Source organism: Streptosporangium sp. G11 (assembly GCF_051192615.1).
GTDB lineage: Bacteria > Actinomycetota > Actinomycetes > Streptosporangiales > Streptosporangiaceae > Streptosporangium.
Map to the genome: position 1 here is coordinate 78,400 of NZ_JBPJUQ010000014.1, position 16,399 is coordinate 94,798.

Sequence of the window (16,399 nt, forward strand, 5' to 3'; positions counted from 1 at the left end):
TCCATGGATAGGCGCCCGTAAAGACCAACAAAAGGTCATTTGTCAAAGTTCGCGGGTGACCTCGGCGAGAATACAGAGGTGATAGACACGCGGCGGCTCAGGACCCTGCGTGCGGTGGCCGACCACCGCACGGTCACCGCGGCCGCCGCCGCGCTGCACCTGACTCCCTCGGCGGTCTCCCAGCAGCTCGTCGCCCTGGAACACGAGGTGGGCCACCGGCTGCTCGACCGCGACGGCCGGGGCGTGCGGCTCACCGCCGTCGGGCGCATCCTTCTCGAGCACGCCAACGAGATCCTCGCCCAGCTGGAGCGGGCGGGGGCCGACATCGCCGCCTACACGGCCGGCACCGCGGGCGAGGTGAAGGTGGCCTCCTTCGCCACCGCGATCGGGCTGGTCGTGGCTCCCGCGGTCGGCGCCCTGCGGGACAAGGAGCCCGGCATCCGGGTGCGCGTCCTGGACGCCGAGGGTGACCAGAGCCTCACCATGGTCCTGGACGGCGCGGTGGACGCGGCGGTGGCCGTGGAGTATCGCGGGGCCCCGGCCGAGGACGACCGGCGGCTGTCACGCATCCCGCTCTATTCGGAACCGTTCGACGTCGTGCTCCCCCGGGACCATCACCTCTCCGGGAGCGAGGTGACGATCGCGGACCTGTCGGGCGAGACCTGGATCGGCCCCTACCCGGGCAATCCCTGCCACGACGTGATCGCCCTGGCCTGCGAGCACGCGGGCTTCACTCCCGAGTTCGCCCACTCCTCCGACGACTTCAGCGCGGTGGTCGCGCTGGCCGCCGCCGGAGCCGGGGTGGCGATGGTGCCGCGCCTGGCCCTGCGCGGCACCGACCCGTCCGGCGTGGTGATCCGCCCGGTGCCCGGCCCCGAGCGCCGCGTCTTCACCGCCGTACGCCGGGGCGCGGAACGGCATCCCCTGCTCATCCCGCTGCTGAACGCCCTCCAGGACACCGCGACGACCCTGCGCCGGCCTTCGTCCTCATGACACGTTGACACTCGATGAGACCGGGGACATCTCCGGTCCGTACGTGCCGATCGGCCTCGTACTCAGGACCCGGCCTCGGTCGGGGCTCTCGCCGTCGTCCGTCCAGGGCTTCGGCGAAACAGACCATCGGCGCCGGCGACGGTACCAGTGGCGACCCACGACCGCCGCTATCAGAGCGATCGCGATGCCCATTCCGGTGATCATCGCCTGAAGTACCAGACCCATATCAGCCACCTTGTCCAAAAAGTTACCTATGCGGCTTTTCGTGGACCGAAGGGTTCTCGGATGCGTCATGACCTGCCCATTTTTGGAGAGCACCTTCCAGATCCGCACCCGACGGGCAGGGTGGATCTCTCCAATCGGTTGAGGCGCCCGTCCCTCAGGCCGGATCAGAAACGATCGAGCCGCATCAGGGAAGTGATGCCGGCCGCTCCCACTTGCCACTGCCGGTGCCTGCCGTGACCTGGGGCCGGTCCGTGATCGACGTTCTGCGTGGAGAGGCCCTCCTGACCGACGGCACGCTGAGGTTCAGGCGGCTCGCCGATCAGGAGGGCGGGGCCGTGACCGTCACGGTGAGGGCGTGGGATGACGGTCACGAGGGAGATCAGTCCTTCGGACGCTCGCCGAGCCTGTCGGTGAAGCCCATGTCGGCCAGCGCCACGCGCAGTAGCGGCACGCCCTTCTCCACCACGTCGTACTCGAGCAGTTCGGCCGTCTGCGGGTCGATGATCAGACGGAAGGTGAGCGCGTCGGCCGTCGACGAGGAAAGGGCGACCCCTGTACGCCCCAACACGTCCTTCGCCTCACCCTGCGAGGTGATGCCCGGCTGGTCGGCGAGCACTTTGAACAGGGCGGACCGGGTGCCCGGCGTGATCGGCGCGGTCATCAGGTCCACGCCCGTCTGCCACAGGTAAACGGCCTTGCCGGAGCCCGCGGAGTTGGGGCTGCGCTTCCAGAGGTCGTCCAGGTGGCGCTTGAGCCCGTCCTTGCCGGTGGGCAGCTTGGTGACATTCCGCAGGGTCAGGCTCGGGTTGTCGATCGACAGGATCGGCTCGAAGGCGTCGTCGGCGGTCCGGGGCTTGTCGTCCGCCAGTTCGGGCGACCCCGCCGCCTTCCAGGCAGCCTCGTCCTGTGGGGAGCCGAACGTGACCGCCACGTCCTGGTTGCTCGCCCTCCGGCCGGTCTCGCCCGCCTTCATCGCGCGCCAGGTCTCGCGGGTGTCAGCCAGGTAGGCCGCGTACGGCAACTCGGCAGACTTCGCCTTGATCTCGGCCGTGTGCTCGCTGGGGGCGTTGTACACCTTCTGCATGGTGCGCTCGTTGACGTACCAGTAGCGGCCGGAGTCCGCCGGTTCCCGCCGCGCGGTCGAGGCCGCGGCCAGCAGGAACATGCGCGCGTCCGCTACGCGTTCGGGCGCCCCCTGCGTCGTGGAGGCCACCACGGCGCCACCCGGGTCCGGACCAGGGCCGCCGCCGGTCGTGACGACGACGACGGCCGCGGCCGCGAGCCCGGCGGCCAGTGTGCCGGCCATGAGGAAGTACGGCCGCCGCGAGCGCGGTCGGGCCAGGCGGGCGGGCCGGGCCGGTTCGGTGGGCCGGGCCGGTTCGGCATGTGGGGTGGCGAAGGCGCGGGCCAGGTCGTCCGCCCGGCGGCGCCGGTAGCCGTCTTCGGTCAGCTCGTCCAGCTCACTGGGCCTGAGCCGGGCGAACATGCGATCATCCATGAAAGGGGCCTCCAAAGGGGTGCGGATCAGGATTCGAGACTGCGAACGCGGCGTGGGCCGCCGACGTGCATCGCCTGGGTCAGGCGCTTGCGCGCCCGGTGCAGCCGGACGTTGTACGTGCGGACCGAACAACCCATGACGGTCGCGGCCTGCTCCGGCGGCAGGCCGTACCAGGTGGCGAACACCATCGCCTCCACGTCCTGCTCGGGCAGGGCCGACAGCGCGGCCAGGGCGCTCTCCCTGTCGATGACGTGCTCGGCCACATCCCACGCCACGTGGTCGCGTGAGGTGGTGAGGGCGGCTATCCGGTCGGCCAGGGCCTGGCGGCGGATGCGCGAGTCGCGCTGCTTGGCCAGCAGGTTGCGGGCGACACCGAGCAGCCAGGGCAGCGGCGGCTCGGGCAGTTCCGCGAGCCGTCTCCACGCCACGAGGAACGTCTCACTGCAGACGTCCTCGGCCGCGTCGCGCTCGGCTCGCAGCAGGGCGTAGCCGAGCACGCTGCGGTAGTGCCGGTCATACAGGTCGGTGAATCGTTCTTCGGGATCGTCCACACCCAGTAGTCCCTCTGAACGCGTCCGGATTACCACGTCCCGTCGATTCATTCCTCATGCTCGCCCACACTCCAGGTAGGACGCTGCCCTCATTGTGCCTACCACCAGGCGGGTGAGAGGTCGAGCACGTTCGTCGTGGGCTTCGTGCCGCTCGATGGAAGCAGCCCCACGGCAGCGCGGCACAGCCCCTGCTGTGCGGGTCGGCCCGTCCCGCTTCGCGGTGCCGAAGGACTGGGGCGTCGGGTTTCGTACGTCAGACGGTGAAGTCGCGGAGCAGGCCCGTGTATCTCTTGGGGCCGGGAGGGGCGAACTCGCCCCGGGTGCTCGTCCGCAGGCCGAGGGAGACCAGCGACTCGACGAGCTTGGTCGCCACGGCCACGCCGTCGATCACGGGGACGCCGACGGTACGGGAGATGTCCGCGCAGAACGGGGCCATGCCCGCGCAGCCGAGCACGATCGAGTCGCATCCGTCCCGCTCCACGGTCTCGGCGCAGAGGGCGGTCACCACTTTCCGCGCGTCCGAGGACGGGTCGTCCAGCTCCAGTACGGGGATGTCGCAGGCGCGCACCCCCCGGCACGCGCCCGCGAAGCCGTACCGGGCGGCGAGGTCCCACGCCCGGCCCGTGGTCCTGGCGAGGGTCGTCACGACGCTGAAGCTCCGGCCTACCAGGGTGGCGGCGTGCATGGCCGCCTCGGCGATCCCGACCACCGGTCCCGAGGCCAGCTCGCGGGCGGCGTCGAGGCCGGGGTCGCCGAAGCAGGCGATGACGTACCCGTCCGCCCCCGCCGCCTCGCCCGCCGCGATCTCCGCCAGCAGGCCCGGCACGGCCAGGGCCTCGTCGTAGTGGCTCTCGATCGACTCGGGGCCCATGGCCGGGTTGACGGCCGTGACGACGGTGGACGGCGCCGCGACCGCCCGGGCGCACCGGCCGATGTTCTCGGTCATGGCCCGGGCGGTGTTGGGATTGATCACCCGGATTCCGATGTGGGTCATCAACCGGCCAGGGCCGTGCCGTCCGACACCCGCTCGGCGTCGCGGTCGAGGCCGCCGATCCTCGGCGACATCCGCTCCAGCACGGTGAACGCCACGAACCCGAGCCCGCAGCCGACGAACCAGCTGTAGTCGGCGATCCAGGTCGCGTCGGCCGTGGTGAGCCCCAGGTCCAGCAGCATCTTCGGCACCAGCACCGACGCGATCGCGGGGACCCCGCTGAGCACCGTCGCCCAGACCGCGTTGGGGTTGTAGCCGCCCCGGAAGAAGTAGCGGCCGGTCGGTTCGAGCGTGAACATGTCGTCCACCCACACCCGCTGGCGGCTCACGATGTAGTAGCCGGAGATCAGGATTCCGAACAGCGGCCCGATCAGGGCACCGAGGATGCCGAGCGTGTAGTGGATGGCGTCCGGGTTGCTGTACCAGTTCCACGGCGTGAGCAGCACGGAGCCGACCGCCGCGATCATGCCGCCGGTCCGCCAGCTGATCTTCTGCGGGTTCACGTTGGAGAAGTCGAACGCCGGGGAGATGAAGTTCGCGACGATGTTGATGCCGATGGTCGCGATGACGAAGGTGAGCCCGCCCAGCAGGATCGCGAACGGCGTGTCGATGCGCTCGACCGTGTGGATGGGGTCGGTGATGAGCTCGCCGAACACGGGCACGGTCGCCGACGCGGTGATCACCGTGAGCAGCGAGAAGAACAGGAAGTTGACCGGCAGCCCGAGGAGGTTGCCCTTCTTCACCGACGCGAACGACCTCCCGTACCGGGAGAAGTCACCGAAGTTCAGCATCGGCCCCGAGAAGTACGAGACGACGAGGGCGATCGCGCCGAGCATGACCGGGATGGACGCGCCGAAGTCGAGGTTCTCACCCCCGGAGAGGTCGAGGCTGATGTTCTCCCAGCCCGCCTGGCCGACCAGATAGACGGCGAGCACGACCATGACGACGTACACGGCGGGCCCGGCCCAGTCGATGAACCGCCTGATCGCCTCCATGCCCTTCCAGAACACGGCGGCCTGGGCCACCCAGAGGATGGCGTAGCAGATGTAGCCGAGCGCGGACAGGCCGAGGAAGCCGCCCTCGTTCAGCGACGCCGACGCGGGCCAGAACTTGAGGAAGATGATGATGAGCGACTGGGAGGCGAGGTAGGTCTGCACCCCGTACCAGGCGATCGCGATGAGCCCGCGGATGATGGCGGGGATGTTCGCACCGCGCACCCCGAAGATCGCCCGGTTGATGACCGGGTACGGCACGCCGGTGACCTGGCTCGGCTTGGCGACCAGGTTGCAGAACACGTTCACGATGACGATGCCCACGAGCAGGGCGAACAGGACCTGCCAGCTCGCCAGCCCGAGGGCGAACAGGCTGCCCGCGGTGACGTAGCCGCCGACGCTGTGCACGTCGGACATCCAGAAGGCGAAGATGTTGTACGAGGACCACGTCTGCTCGCGGAGCGGGGCCAGGTCCTCGTTCGCGAGCCGGGGGTCGTAGCCGGGCTTGATGAGACCGGCGCCGACGGGCATGCCTGCCGCCTCGACGACGTCGTGTAGTTTCGGCTGGGACGGTGCGCTGTGTTCGGTCATTGTCAGCTTCCGTGGGGGGTACGGTGCGGGAACCGGTGTGTCCCGCGCGGGTGTGCCGAGGCGGAAGGTGCCAGGAAATCGGCCCGGCGGTCGGCTCAGGGATCGGCTCGAAGAATCGGCTTCGGAGGATCGGCGAGAATGGCGTGTCGGCGGAGCCGCGGCAACCGCTCAGGACTGCGTGACGAGCTGTGGCCAAGGTCGTCACAAGGGCTGTGGCGTGGGCTGTTAAGTGGTCACTTAACAGCTGCCGTCAATGTATGCCTTGACACCCGAGCCCTAATTTCGCCCGCGTAAAGGCCTTGTGACAATTGGTGTGGAGGCCGCGACAGCCATGACCCCGGAACCCGGCACGGAGATCAAGGCGATCACGAACGAGCACCTCGGCCGGAGGCTCCGCGAGCTGCGGCTCCGGTCGGGGATGTCGCTGCGTGCCCTGGCGCGCGAGCTCGGCATCTCGGCCAGCGCGGTCTCCCAGATCGAGCTCGGCACGATGCGGCCGTCCGTCAGCAGGCTCATCGCCTTCGTGTCCGCGATCGGCGTGCCGCTCGCGGCCGTGTTCGACACCGCGGAGGTGGCCGACGCCGACCCGGCGGGGCCGGACACACCCGCCGGCCGGTTCGCCATCCGGCGCTCGTGGGAGGTCGCCCCCATCCAGCTGAGCGGCGGCATCACCTTCCGCAGGCTCTCGCCCACGCCCTCACCCGACGTCGAGTTCTTCGAGTCGACCTATCCGCCGAGCTCGATCTCCAACGCCCACGGCCACTTCCTCAAGCACGAGGGCTACGAGGTCGGGACCGTGACCCGGGGCGAGCTGACCATCGACTTCGAGTCGGAGGTCGTCACCCTCGCCGAGGGCGACTCCATCACCTTCCCGTGCAGCCGCCCCCACATCATCGGCAACCGCTCGGAGACCGTCACCGCCGTCGCGACGTGGCTCATCGTTCACCACTGACCGTCGGAGACTCCTTGCGGCGGTAGGAGAGGATCACGCCCGTCGCGTAGAGGGCCACCCCCAGCAGGACCATGAACACGATCGTGGGCCACTGCAGCCACGACGGCAGATAGAGGGCCAGGAACCACGCGCGCGTCGGGCTCTCCGACACCTTGAGATAGCCGGCCAGCAGTCCCTGTGGGAACAGCGGGATCGCGCCGACCGTGAAGCAGATCCCGATGATGATCTGCTTGTGGCGCGGCAGGGACTCGAAGGGGAGCCGTCCGCCCGCGCCCGGCTTCGCGGCCGGCCGGCGGCCGGTACGCATTATGTCGAGCAGTTCGGGCCCCTTCGCGAGCAGCCGCCGCTCGGCGAGCAGCCCGAACCACCAGTAGCAGAGAACCCCCGTCAGGGCGCCGACGGCCACGCCCGCCCAGCCGAACAGCCCGGTCACGATCGCCGCGGGGGCCGCGGTGAGGGCCGCCAGCGCCAGCACCGCGTACACCATGCCGGTGACCGCGCCGTCCTCCTCCGTGGAGCGCAGCGGGTTGCCGCCGCGCCGGTGCGGGTCGGTGCCGGGGATGAGCCCGTACACCGAGACCAGGGGGACCAGCCCGGCGCCGCCGCCCAGCAGGGCGAGGAGGACGGCGAGCAGCATGGGCCACGGTCCGCCGGTGACCGCGGCGAGGGAGACCGTCACCACGAGGGCGACGGGCGCGACGGTCAGCAGCCACGCGTGCTGCCGCCCGCGGACGTCGCTCGCGCCGGGCGTCATGAGCGTGAGCCACAGTACGGTGCCGTCGGTGCCGTAGAGGTTGGCCGACATGGCCGCGGCCATCACGACGAAGACCGGTCCCGCCCAGGGCAGCATCCCCGTCCAGCCCAGCAGCAGCGGGGCCACGGCGAAGGACACGCCGTAGGCGAGGGCGAAGGTCAGCTGGTGCGTGCGCACCAGGTCACGCGACCAGGTACGCAGTTCCTTGGCGAGTACGGCGCCGGAGGCGGTGGTGGCCCGGATCGGCCGGCGTCCCCTCGTGGCCGCCCTGGACGCCCCGGCCCGCCGGGTGAGCAGTGCCGCCCACGCGGCCAGCAACAGGACGACCAGCAGTGCCATCCCGCCGAGGGCCCCCAGGGCCCGCGGCCAGTCGGCGGACGCGGCGGCCTCGACCGCGACCGTCCCCCAGCCGGAGGGCAGGTAGCGGGTCGCCGTCGTCACCACCGGCGGGACGCCGGCCGTCTGACCGAGCGCCATGAAGACGACCCAGATCTGGCCCAGGAAGGCCAGGATCAGGCCGTTGGTCAGGCCGGCGCCGACCGCGCCCACGCGGGAGCGCAGGGCCAGGCCGAGCAGGGCGACCGCGACCCGGGAGAGCAGGACGAACATCGCGAGCTGGAGCAGCAGCGCGGGGACCGAGACGAGCGCGGCCGCGACACCCTGCCGTACGCCGAAGACCGCGAGCCCGGTCAGGGCGAGCAGGCTGATCACGGGTGCCACCCCGACGAAGGCCGCCACGAGCAGTCCCGAGGCCAGGCGGCGCGGTCGCAGGCCGAGCAGCGTGAAGTACTCCGGGCGGAGCGTCTCGTCGCCGCCACCGGCGAAGACGGGACCGAAGATCCAGCCCAGCATCCAGACGGCGTAGACGGCCGGGAGCAGGTCCGCCCAGGAGAAGGCCACGAAGATCGTGCCGGCCGCGAGGACCAGGCCGACCAGCGCGCCCATGACGACGAAGCCGGCCCGCTGCCCGGTCATCGAATGACGGAGCACGGCCACCTTCATGTTGACCATGGTCAGCGCGACAGCCACGTCAGCTCCTTCACTCCGCCGTCGGAGGTGCCGACCAGGCCGACGAAGGTGTCCTCGAGGGAGCCGTTACCGCGGACCTCGTCCAGGGGCCCCGCGGCGGCCACCCTGCCCTTGTCGATCACCGCGACGTGGTCGCAGAGCTGCTCCACGAGGGCCATGACGTGGCTGGAGAGCACGATGGACCCGCCACCGGCCACGAAACCGCGCAGGATCGTCTTGATCGTCGCCGCGGACACCGGGTCCACGGCCTCGAAGGGCTCGTCGAGCACGAGCAACCTCGGCGCGTGCAGCAGGGCGGTGGCCAGACCGATCTTCTTGCGCATCCCGGTGGAGTACTCGATGACGAGCGTCTTCTCCGCCTCGTCGAGCTCCAGCACCGACAGCAGCTCCTCGGCGCGCTGGTCGACGGTCTCGCGCGGCAGCCCGCGGAGCAGCCCGAGGTAGGTCAGCACCTCCCGGCCGGTGAGCCGTTCGGGCATGGCCATCCCGTCGGGCAGCACGCCGACCAGCGTCTTGGCCGTGGCCGGGTCGGACCAGACGTCGGCGCCGAAGATCCGCGCGTGGCCCTCGTCGGGACGCAGCAGGCCGACGGCCATGGACAGGGTGGTGGTCTTGCCGGCGCCGTTCTGGCCGACGAGCCCGTAGAAGGAGCCCTGGGGGATGTTCAGATCCACGTGGTCGACGGCGACCTTCTCACCGAAGGTCTTGCACAGGCCGTGGATCTCAAGTGCTGCGGGCATGGATTACTCCGGAGTGCGGGATGGAGAAGTGCCGGTTCGCTCGCGATGACCGAGATCAAGAAATATGAGCATCCGAGAACTTACAGCGGCGACAGCGGCGCGTACCAGGCCCGTCTCACGCCCGCCCGGAGGTGGCGGACGCGAGGCGGCCGGGACCGGCCGGGGATCAGGGGATCAGGGCGCGCAGCTCTGCGGCCGCCTGCCCGGCTGGGCGCACCGGAAGAGGGACGGGTTGATCACCGACGGCGGGCGCCACTCCCGCGAGGCCTGCTCATAGGCGTACGCGTAGCCCAGGAGCCTGGCCTCGGTGAAGGCGGTGCCGAGGAACGTCATGCCGAACGGGCGCCCGTTGGCCGGGTCGTACCCGATGGGCACGGCGACCGAGGGATACTGCGCCCGCGCGCCGATACCCGCCGATCCGTTGCCCGCGAACACGAGCGCGTCCAGGCCACCGGCCTGCAGCACCGAGTCAAGACGCCGGCGGGCCGTGGAGATGCCGTTGTCGCGGTCGGCCTCGTAGGCGGCCTTGGTGGCGGGGTCGTCCAGGTCGATGTCGTCCGAGGCCTCCAGCAGGGTCTGGCCGAACTTGATCGCTCCCTCTCCGGTGTGGGCGAGGTTGAAGCGGACGACGTCGTTCAGCGTCTTCATGGGGGCGCGCGCGGGCAGCCGGGCGAGATAGGCGTTCAGGTCACGCTTGAACTCGTAGTTCAGGATGCTCGCCGGAAGCCCGCTCGTGTCCACCGTCACGGTGCTGACCGTGGCGCCCTGGGCGCGCAGCACGTCGACCGCCCGGGTGAAGGCGATCCCCTGGTTCCCGGTCGGGGCACCGACGACGCCGATCCTCACGTTCTTGAGCGCGTCCTTCGACAACGCCGCCGTGTAGTCGGTACCGACGACGTCCCTGCTGGCCGCGGTCGCCGGGTCCTGGGGGTCGATGCCGGTGAGCGCGGTCAGCAGCGCCGCGGCGTCGTAAACGGAGCGTGTCATCGGCCCGGCCGTGTCCTGGCTCGCGGCGATCGGGACGATCCCGGTCCGGCTGATCAGTCCCACGGTCGGCTTCACGCCGACGAGCGAGTTCGCCACCGACGGGCTGAGGATCGAGCCCGAGGTCTCGGTGCCGACGGTCACCGCCGCGAGCGCGGAGGCCGCCGCCGACCCCGACCCCGAGCTCGATCCGCTCGGGGTCTGGCTGACGTCGTACGGGTTGAGGACCTGTCCTGCCAGCCCGCTGTATCCGGACGGCATTCCCGACGTGGTGAAGTTGGCGAACTCGGTCAGGTTGGTCTTGCCGAGGATGATCGCTCCCCCCGCCCGGAGCCGCTTCGTGAGGAAGGCGTCGTCCGAGGGATAGGAGTTGGCCAGGGCCAGCGCGCCCGCCGTCGTCGGCAGCCGGTTGACGTCGATGTTGTCCTTCACCAGGACGGGGATGCCGTGCATCGGGCCACGGACCCTGCCCCTGCTGCGATCCCTGTCAGCCTGCCTGGCCTCGTCCATGGCGCTGCCGTTGAGCACCCGGACGGCGTTCAGTCCCGGCCCGTCGCCGTTGAGCGCGCGAATGCGTTCGATGTAGGCGTTGACGAGCCACTCGGAGGTGATTTTCCTCGCTCCCAAGGCCTGCTGGAGCTGACTCACGGTCACCGTCTCCAGATCGATGGAGAACGGCGGCCTGCCGGTGGACACGGCCTGGGTCGGGGTGGTCAGCGCCACCGTGCCGAGGGCCGCGACGGTGGCGAACGAGATGACGTAAAGGCCGGTACGGGACGCCGTACGGCGCGGTCCGGATCGGAGACCAGAACGGTTCATGGGGAGCAGCACGTCCTTCGGTGAAGGTCTCGCCTCGGTCGAATCATCCGAGGAAGCGGTGATCACCCGCAAAGCGTGCGTTATATGCGTTATCACGAAATTTCGGGTGAGTTACCATTCGCCCCAGGCTCGAAGTGAGGGGCTCCCCCGGTCCACCGGCCGCCGTCAAGCCACACCGGACGACACCGGACGACACCGAACGACACCGCGTGGCGCCGGACGACACCGACCCGTCCTGTACGAGCGGACGCGATCCGGCCGACCTATCCTGGGAGGGGTGGAAGAGAACCGGGCACGACGGATCGTTGACGCGCTGCGCGATCGCGGCATAGACGGCCACCTGGCGAGGGTCGGCGTGTATCAGTTCGGGATACGCGTGTCACTGCCCGACGGGCGCGAGGCGGAATGGGACACCGACGGCACCGCGGGCCTCGAAGCCCAGGTGATGCGCAACGGGATGCTGGTCGGTTTCGTCCCCGTGATCGAGGGGTCCGAGGACTTCGACGAGCAGCAGGTCCTCGACGCCATCGCGCGGACCGACTACGACCGGCCCATCGCCAGGCAGCGCGCGCAGGCGCCGCCACCGGCCGAGCCCCTGCCCCGCATCGGCGGCGTCTTCCGCCGCTTCTTCGACGGCTTCCGCTACCGGTGACGGTGACCCGGGCGGTTTCCGTCCAGGTCCGGCGCTCGTCGACCGTGTGCACGCCCACCGCCCGCCGTCCTTCGGGGGAAGGGCGACGGGCGGTGGGCCGCGACAGCCCAGGCGGATGTCTCCACCGTCTTACGGCCGGGTGACTCAGGCGTAGACGGACGCGAGCCACGCGCCCCAGGTCCGCTCGGCGTCGGCCTGGTCGACGTCGGCGAAGATGTGGTGGCCGGTCATGATGACACCGCCGCCCCCGACGAACCGCAGCAGCGCGTCGTCGGTCCGCACGCCCAGGAATCCGGGGGCGAGCACCGTGTCGACCACGCCGTCGACCGTCTGGCCTGCGACCGTGAAGTGCACCTTGTCGCCCTCGCTGACCTGCTCGGACAGGCCCACGGCACGGGTGAGGCCGGCCCAGACCAGGTCCTGGTCGGGCTGCTGCGGGCCGAACGCGGCGACCGGCACGGCGGTGCGGCCCGGGAAGTGCTCCAGATACCGCGCGAGGGTCTGCAGGTAGAGCGGGTTGCCCTTGCGGAGCGCGTCGTACTCCGCCTCCCAGTCGCCGGTCAGGATGCCGCTGTGCACGAACCGCAGCACGGCGCCGCCGCCGTCACGGCCCTCGACGAGATACTCGAACGCCATGAACGCGCCGTCCTCATCGGGCGTCGAGCGGTAGCCGAACCGGTGCGGCGGCTCCCAGGCGGTGACCGTGGACTCGCCGGTGAAGCCGGGCATCGCCATGGACGCCTTGCCGCCCTCGCGAGGCTCGATCTCGTTCCTACCCATGAACCACGAGTCGATGCCGGGACCGGTCGCGATCGCCTCCCAGACCTGCTCAGGGGTGGCCTGGAGGTCGATGTCGTGCGTAAGGCGGAATTCGTGCGACATTTCAGGACTCCTTGGTGTCGTGCCGCCCGCGTCGATCCGCGGTGCGGTGTCCGAGCGCCCGGGGTGGCCCGGTGGTCGCCGCCAGGCTCGTCACCGAGCGCGGCTCCACCGGCGGCGTGAGCGGCCGTGCCCGGATCGGGGCGAGTCCCGCCCCGGCGGCACCGGCTTCTTCGATCACCCCGACTTCGAACATGCCTCGACGATATCTACCGATGATTTGCTCTGTCAATACAAGAAAAATTGTCGGTGCCGGACGAACGCCAGGGCGTTCCGCTCCATTTCATGCGTGAACCCGGCGTCGGGCCCGGCCCCACGCCGCCCATCCTCACGCACGGCGGTCTCCCCGCCGTCGTGCGCGACGCGCGGACACGCCGAGAGTCCGGTTCCGACTCGCGCCGGTCGGCGCTGATCGGTTCCGGACTCCTCGTCGGTCCTCACGGCTTGTAAGGGTGAGAATCCTCCTCATGTGGCGCGATGGTCGGAGACCCGCGTCGGTCGTACTCGTAGACGGGCCTCTCGGCCCGCGTCACGTGGGGTTCAGGCCCTGCTGCCCTTCTTGCCCCGCATGTTGGAAACAACGCCCACGCAGATGACGGCCATGACGAGCTGCACCACGAGAGTCAGCCACGTCTTGTCCGCGAAGCCCAGCAGATGAGCGATGGCGGTGCCGGCGAGGGCGGCCACGATGCCCGCGAAAATGGTGGCAACCCACCCGATGTCCTGACGGCCCGGAAGCAGCAGCCGGCCGAGGCCGCCGGTGATCGCACCGACGATGATGGCGCTAACAATAAATGTGATCACGATGATCTCCCTGTTCAGCAGGTCTTGACTGTCGACGGTGAACGTAGGGCGCCCCGGTTGACACGATCTTGACATCGCATATACGCCGATGACCTGCCCCACCGCGCCGAGCCGCCACCGACGCCCTCCCGGCTCGGCCGGAGCGCTAGGCGGTCCCGTCACCGGATTCGTCGTGGCGAGGTGGATTCGCGGGGAGCTCGCACCACACGATCCGGCCCGGTCCCCGCCCCCGGGAACGGTGGCCCCAGTTCCCTCCCGACAGCGCGCTGACGATCGCCAGGCCCCGGCCACCCTCCGCCAGGAAGAAGGCCGGGTTCGAGGGGACGTGAGGGTCCCCGGCGGTCAGGCCCGCGTCCGCGACCTCGATGCGCAGCAGGCCCCCGTACGTCACCAGCCGCAGGACCAGCGGGCCGGCGCCCGGCTCCGCGACCCCGTGCCTGGCGTGCCGGACCGCGTTGGTCACGAGCTCCGACACGGCCAGCCGCGCGTTCTCGTAGGCGGGGTGATCCTCCCCCAGCCATTTACGGACCTCGTCACGCGCCCGCGAGGCCGATTCGGGATTGCCGGGCAGATATATCTCGCCAAAGGTCTCCGGGGTCATTGGTCCGCCTCCCCCAGTCGAATTCGACCGGTTCTCCGTCCTGCTCGGTCCATTGGCCGAGGCGCCGCCTTGTATTGACGTTGCCCTCACACGGTCGCAAACAACCGGGAAGCGGAGCGGAGAATCGTGTTCGCGATGTGTTCACAATCACCGGAACCCTCTCGCGTAACCAGGAGAACACCCAGGACAATGGGCCGAGCACGACGAGAGGAGCCCGGAAATGCACGTCCCCCCGGAACCGGATCCATACGTGTCCCCGCGCATTCAGTTCGGTACAGAACTACGCAAATTCCGACTTTTGGCGGGATTCACTCAGCAAAAACTCTGCACCTCGCTTCACATCTCGATCAGCCATCTGAGCATGATCGAGAATGGCCACCGCTCGCCGACCTGGAGCTGGCACGCGGGGCCGACCACCTCCTCGGCGCGGGAACGGCGCTCACAGACCTGCTCGACCGCCTGAACCGCGCCGCCGCCCAGCTCCCCCGCTGGTTCCGCCCCTGGCTGGAGTTCGAACGCGAGACGGAGGCGCTGCGTATATGGGGACCGCTGATAGTTCCCGGTCTACTCCAGACCGAAAACTACGCGCGAGCCATCCTGAGCCGTAATCCCGGCATCACCGCCGAGCAGGTCGAAGAACGCGTCTCGACCAGAATGGATCGGCAGAACATTCTGAAGCGGTCGATGCCCCCCATGCTCTGGGTCGCCCTGGACGAGGGAATCCTTCACCGCCCCATCGCCGAACCAGAGGTGATGAAAGGCCAGTTCGAGCACCTTCTTGGGGTTGGGGAAAATCCCCGCATCTCTCTCCAGATACTTCCTTACAAGGTGTGCAGCGTGGTTGGCCTGCTAGGCGGTTTCGTCATCGCGGAGATGCCGAGAGGCGCGACCCCCGTGGCTTACATCGACTCCCAGAGCACCGGGGATCGAGTAACCGATCGGCCTGAGGAGGTGAAAGGGCTAGCATTCAGATACGACATAATCCGGACAGACGCTCTGTCCCGACACGAGTCGCTCGACATGATCAAGGAGACGATACGGAGATGGACGACCTGACCCAGGAACTTCGCAATGTCTCGTGGCGCAAGTCCACCCTGTCCGGTGACGACGGGAGCGACTGTGTCGAGGTCGCGAACCTGTCCAACGGACGCCGAGGCATCCGCGACAGCAAAGACCGAAACGGCCCCGCCCTCATCCTCACCCCACACCAGTGGACCACCTTCCTCAACAGCGTGAAGAACGGCGACCTCGCCTAGGCTCCACCCGATCGACCTGATGCGAGCCTGAAAACGGCCACGACGGGGACGGCGACGGCGACGACCACACCTCGCGACCGTACCCCTCACGCGAGTTCTCCTCGGCGCGCCCGGCGATGTCGTCCCGCTCGACGGTGACGGATCCGAACCGAGCGGGCGGCCGTTCCCGCTCAGACTCTCCTTGACCAGGCTCAGATTCCCCCTGACCAGAGCGAACGAGCGCGCGCACCTCGTGAAGCCGGTCCGGCGTCGGCCGATCAGCCGATCGATGGAAATGAAAACGATTCTTTACATGGCCTTGGAGGTGACTGTATGTTGTCAATCAATCACTCTACGAACTCAACGAATGTAGGTGAGTCACATGCCGGAGAACGGCACTGAACGACCTCCTGACCCCCGGGTGGCGTTCGCGGGCGCGGCGTCGGCCGACACGGGCGAGACGAACGAGCGACCGGGGGCGGCCGACCGGGCCGCCGTCGTCGCGAAGACCGACGACCACCTGCCTCCCCTGGCCGATGAGCCGATCGACGACAGGCCCCTCGCCACGCGATTCACGGAAGCGGAGGAGTAGAGATGCAGCTGCACTTCCGCAACCGCTACAGCTCCAAGGTGTGGGTCGCGATCATGTTCTACAGCCCCGACGGCTGCCGCGACTACGGCCAGTGGGGCACCCGGGGCTGGTGGCCCATCGACCCGGGTGGTGAGGCGTTCGTCCTCAACACCAACAACCGCTACGCCGCCTTCTACGCCGAAGCGGCCGACGGAGCCGTCTGGACCGGCCCCTACGGCCCGATGTACGTCTACCAGAACGCCTTCGACTCCTGCATCAACATCGGCAGCACCGCCGCCAGGCTCGTCGGCACCCGACTGGTCGATCTGAACGGCTATTCGCGCTACTACGTGAATCTCACCTCCTGACGCGCTCCCCTCACCTGACGCGCCGACCGGCCCCGACCGGCCCCGCGCGGCAGTGAGAGCGGACGCGGATGAGCGCCTCCTGAGAGACGGACGCCATGATCCCTTCTCAGCGTCCGTCTCCCTTCGCCCGGGAGGCGCTCGATCTCAGCCGAACGGCCCGACGAGATACG

At 69.3% G+C, this 16,399-nt stretch carries 19 protein-coding genes; 8 read left to right on the forward strand and 11 right to left on the reverse strand.

From position 1 onward, the window contains the following. The first annotated feature begins 78 nt into the window (after window positions 1–78). Window positions 79–993, forward strand: coding sequence for a LysR family transcriptional regulator (locus ACSDR0_RS16480; RefSeq protein ID WP_435289680.1), 915 nt, complete (start codon window positions 79–81; stop codon window positions 991–993). A gap of 604 nt (window positions 994–1,597) precedes the next feature. On the opposite strand, the gene ACSDR0_RS16485 is transcribed toward ACSDR0_RS16480, so the two are convergent. The 4 genes from ACSDR0_RS16485 to ACSDR0_RS16500 all read right to left on the reverse strand — a co-directional run bounded on the left by ACSDR0_RS16485 (window position 1,598) and on the right by ACSDR0_RS16500 (window position 5,841). Next, on the reverse strand, window positions 1,598–2,716 hold the full coding sequence (locus ACSDR0_RS16485) for a CU044_5270 family protein (RefSeq protein ID WP_435289681.1): 1,119 nt from the start codon (window positions 2,714–2,716) through the stop codon (window positions 1,598–1,600). Window positions 2,717–2,742: 26 nt separating this feature from the next. Then, window positions 2,743–3,267 carry an RNA polymerase sigma factor gene (locus tag ACSDR0_RS16490; protein WP_435289682.1) on the reverse strand — a complete coding sequence of 175 codons (525 nt, stop codon included), beginning with the start codon at window positions 3,265–3,267 and terminating at the stop codon, window positions 2,743–2,745. 253 nt (window positions 3,268–3,520) lie between these two features. Further along, window positions 3,521–4,261, reverse strand: coding sequence for an aspartate/glutamate racemase family protein (locus ACSDR0_RS16495; RefSeq protein ID WP_435289683.1), 741 nt, complete (start codon window positions 4,259–4,261; stop codon window positions 3,521–3,523). Next, window positions 4,261–5,841 (reverse strand): NCS1 family nucleobase:cation symporter-1, encoded by a 1,581-nt coding sequence (locus ACSDR0_RS16500; RefSeq protein ID WP_435289684.1) that lies wholly within the window; start codon window positions 5,839–5,841, stop codon window positions 4,261–4,263. Before ACSDR0_RS16500 ends, ACSDR0_RS16495 begins: the two co-directional genes overlap by 1 nt. A gap of 331 nt (window positions 5,842–6,172) precedes the next feature. Here ACSDR0_RS16500 and ACSDR0_RS16505 point away from each other — a divergent pair, with 331 nt between their 5' ends. Continuing rightward, window positions 6,173–6,793, forward strand: coding sequence for a helix-turn-helix domain-containing protein (locus ACSDR0_RS16505; protein WP_435289685.1), 621 nt, complete (start codon window positions 6,173–6,175; stop codon window positions 6,791–6,793). Here the strand turns inward: ACSDR0_RS16505 and ACSDR0_RS16510 are convergent. From ACSDR0_RS16510 to ACSDR0_RS16520, 3 genes are all read right to left on the reverse strand, one after another. Then, entirely contained in the window at window positions 6,777–8,576 is a 1,800-nt protein-coding gene (locus ACSDR0_RS16510; RefSeq protein WP_435289686.1) for a hypothetical protein, read from the reverse strand. The genes ACSDR0_RS16505 and ACSDR0_RS16510 overlap by 17 nt on opposite strands. Beyond that, window positions 8,561–9,316, reverse strand: a complete 756-nt coding sequence (locus ACSDR0_RS16515) for an ABC transporter ATP-binding protein (protein ID WP_435289687.1) — start codon at window positions 9,314–9,316, stop codon at window positions 8,561–8,563. The genes ACSDR0_RS16510 and ACSDR0_RS16515 overlap by 16 nt, the downstream gene beginning before the upstream one ends. A gap of 174 nt (window positions 9,317–9,490) precedes the next feature. After that, the gene (locus ACSDR0_RS16520) at window positions 9,491–11,119 is read right to left on the reverse strand and encodes an amidase family protein (RefSeq protein ID WP_435289688.1); all 1,629 of its coding nucleotides are present in this window, start codon (window positions 11,117–11,119) and stop codon (window positions 9,491–9,493) included. Window positions 11,120–11,396: 277 nt separating this feature from the next. On the opposite strand from ACSDR0_RS16520, the gene ACSDR0_RS16525 reads away from it, so the two are divergent. After that, on the forward strand, window positions 11,397–11,771 hold the full coding sequence (locus ACSDR0_RS16525; protein ID WP_362696157.1) for a hypothetical protein: 375 nt from the start codon (window positions 11,397–11,399) through the stop codon (window positions 11,769–11,771). Window positions 11,772–11,915: 144 nt separating this feature from the next. On the opposite strand, the gene ACSDR0_RS16530 is transcribed toward ACSDR0_RS16525, so the two are convergent. The 4 genes from ACSDR0_RS16530 to ACSDR0_RS16545 form a co-directional block, all read right to left on the reverse strand. Then, window positions 11,916–12,653 carry an SRPBCC family protein gene (locus ACSDR0_RS16530; RefSeq protein WP_435289689.1) on the reverse strand — a complete coding sequence of 246 codons (738 nt, stop codon included), beginning with the start codon at window positions 12,651–12,653 and terminating at the stop codon, window positions 11,916–11,918. Between the two features lies 1 nt (window position 12,654). Beyond that, a complete protein-coding gene (locus ACSDR0_RS16535; protein ID WP_435289690.1) occupies window positions 12,655–12,846 on the reverse strand; it encodes a hypothetical protein in 192 nt (63 codons plus the stop codon). A gap of 344 nt (window positions 12,847–13,190) precedes the next feature. After that, window positions 13,191–13,454, reverse strand: coding sequence for a GlsB/YeaQ/YmgE family stress response membrane protein (locus tag ACSDR0_RS16540; protein ID WP_435289691.1), 264 nt, complete (start codon window positions 13,452–13,454; stop codon window positions 13,191–13,193). Window positions 13,455–13,599: 145 nt separating this feature from the next. Then, window positions 13,600–14,055, reverse strand: coding sequence for an ATP-binding protein (locus ACSDR0_RS16545; protein WP_435289692.1), 456 nt, complete (start codon window positions 14,053–14,055; stop codon window positions 13,600–13,602). Window positions 14,056–14,275: 220 nt separating this feature from the next. Between ACSDR0_RS16545 and ACSDR0_RS16550 the strand changes: the two genes are divergently transcribed. The 5 genes from ACSDR0_RS16550 to ACSDR0_RS16570 all read left to right on the forward strand — a co-directional run bounded on the left by ACSDR0_RS16550 (window position 14,276) and on the right by ACSDR0_RS16570 (window position 16,229). Then, window positions 14,276–14,518, forward strand: coding sequence for a helix-turn-helix domain-containing protein (locus tag ACSDR0_RS16550; protein WP_435289762.1), 243 nt, complete (start codon window positions 14,276–14,278; stop codon window positions 14,516–14,518). Between the two features lie 41 nt (window positions 14,519–14,559). Further along, a complete protein-coding gene (locus ACSDR0_RS16555; RefSeq protein ID WP_435289763.1) occupies window positions 14,560–15,111 on the forward strand; it encodes a DUF5753 domain-containing protein in 552 nt (183 codons plus the stop codon). Then, a complete protein-coding gene (locus ACSDR0_RS16560) occupies window positions 15,099–15,311 on the forward strand; it encodes a DUF397 domain-containing protein (RefSeq protein WP_435289693.1) in 213 nt (70 codons plus the stop codon). The genes ACSDR0_RS16555 and ACSDR0_RS16560 overlap by 13 nt, the downstream gene beginning before the upstream one ends. A gap of 361 nt (window positions 15,312–15,672) precedes the next feature. After that, a complete protein-coding gene (locus tag ACSDR0_RS16565; protein ID WP_435289694.1) occupies window positions 15,673–15,882 on the forward strand; it encodes a hypothetical protein in 210 nt (69 codons plus the stop codon). 2 nt (window positions 15,883–15,884) lie between these two features. Further along, a complete protein-coding gene (locus ACSDR0_RS16570; protein WP_435289695.1) occupies window positions 15,885–16,229 on the forward strand; it encodes a DUF1036 domain-containing protein in 345 nt (114 codons plus the stop codon). The last annotated feature ends 170 nt before the right edge of the window (window positions 16,230–16,399 follow it).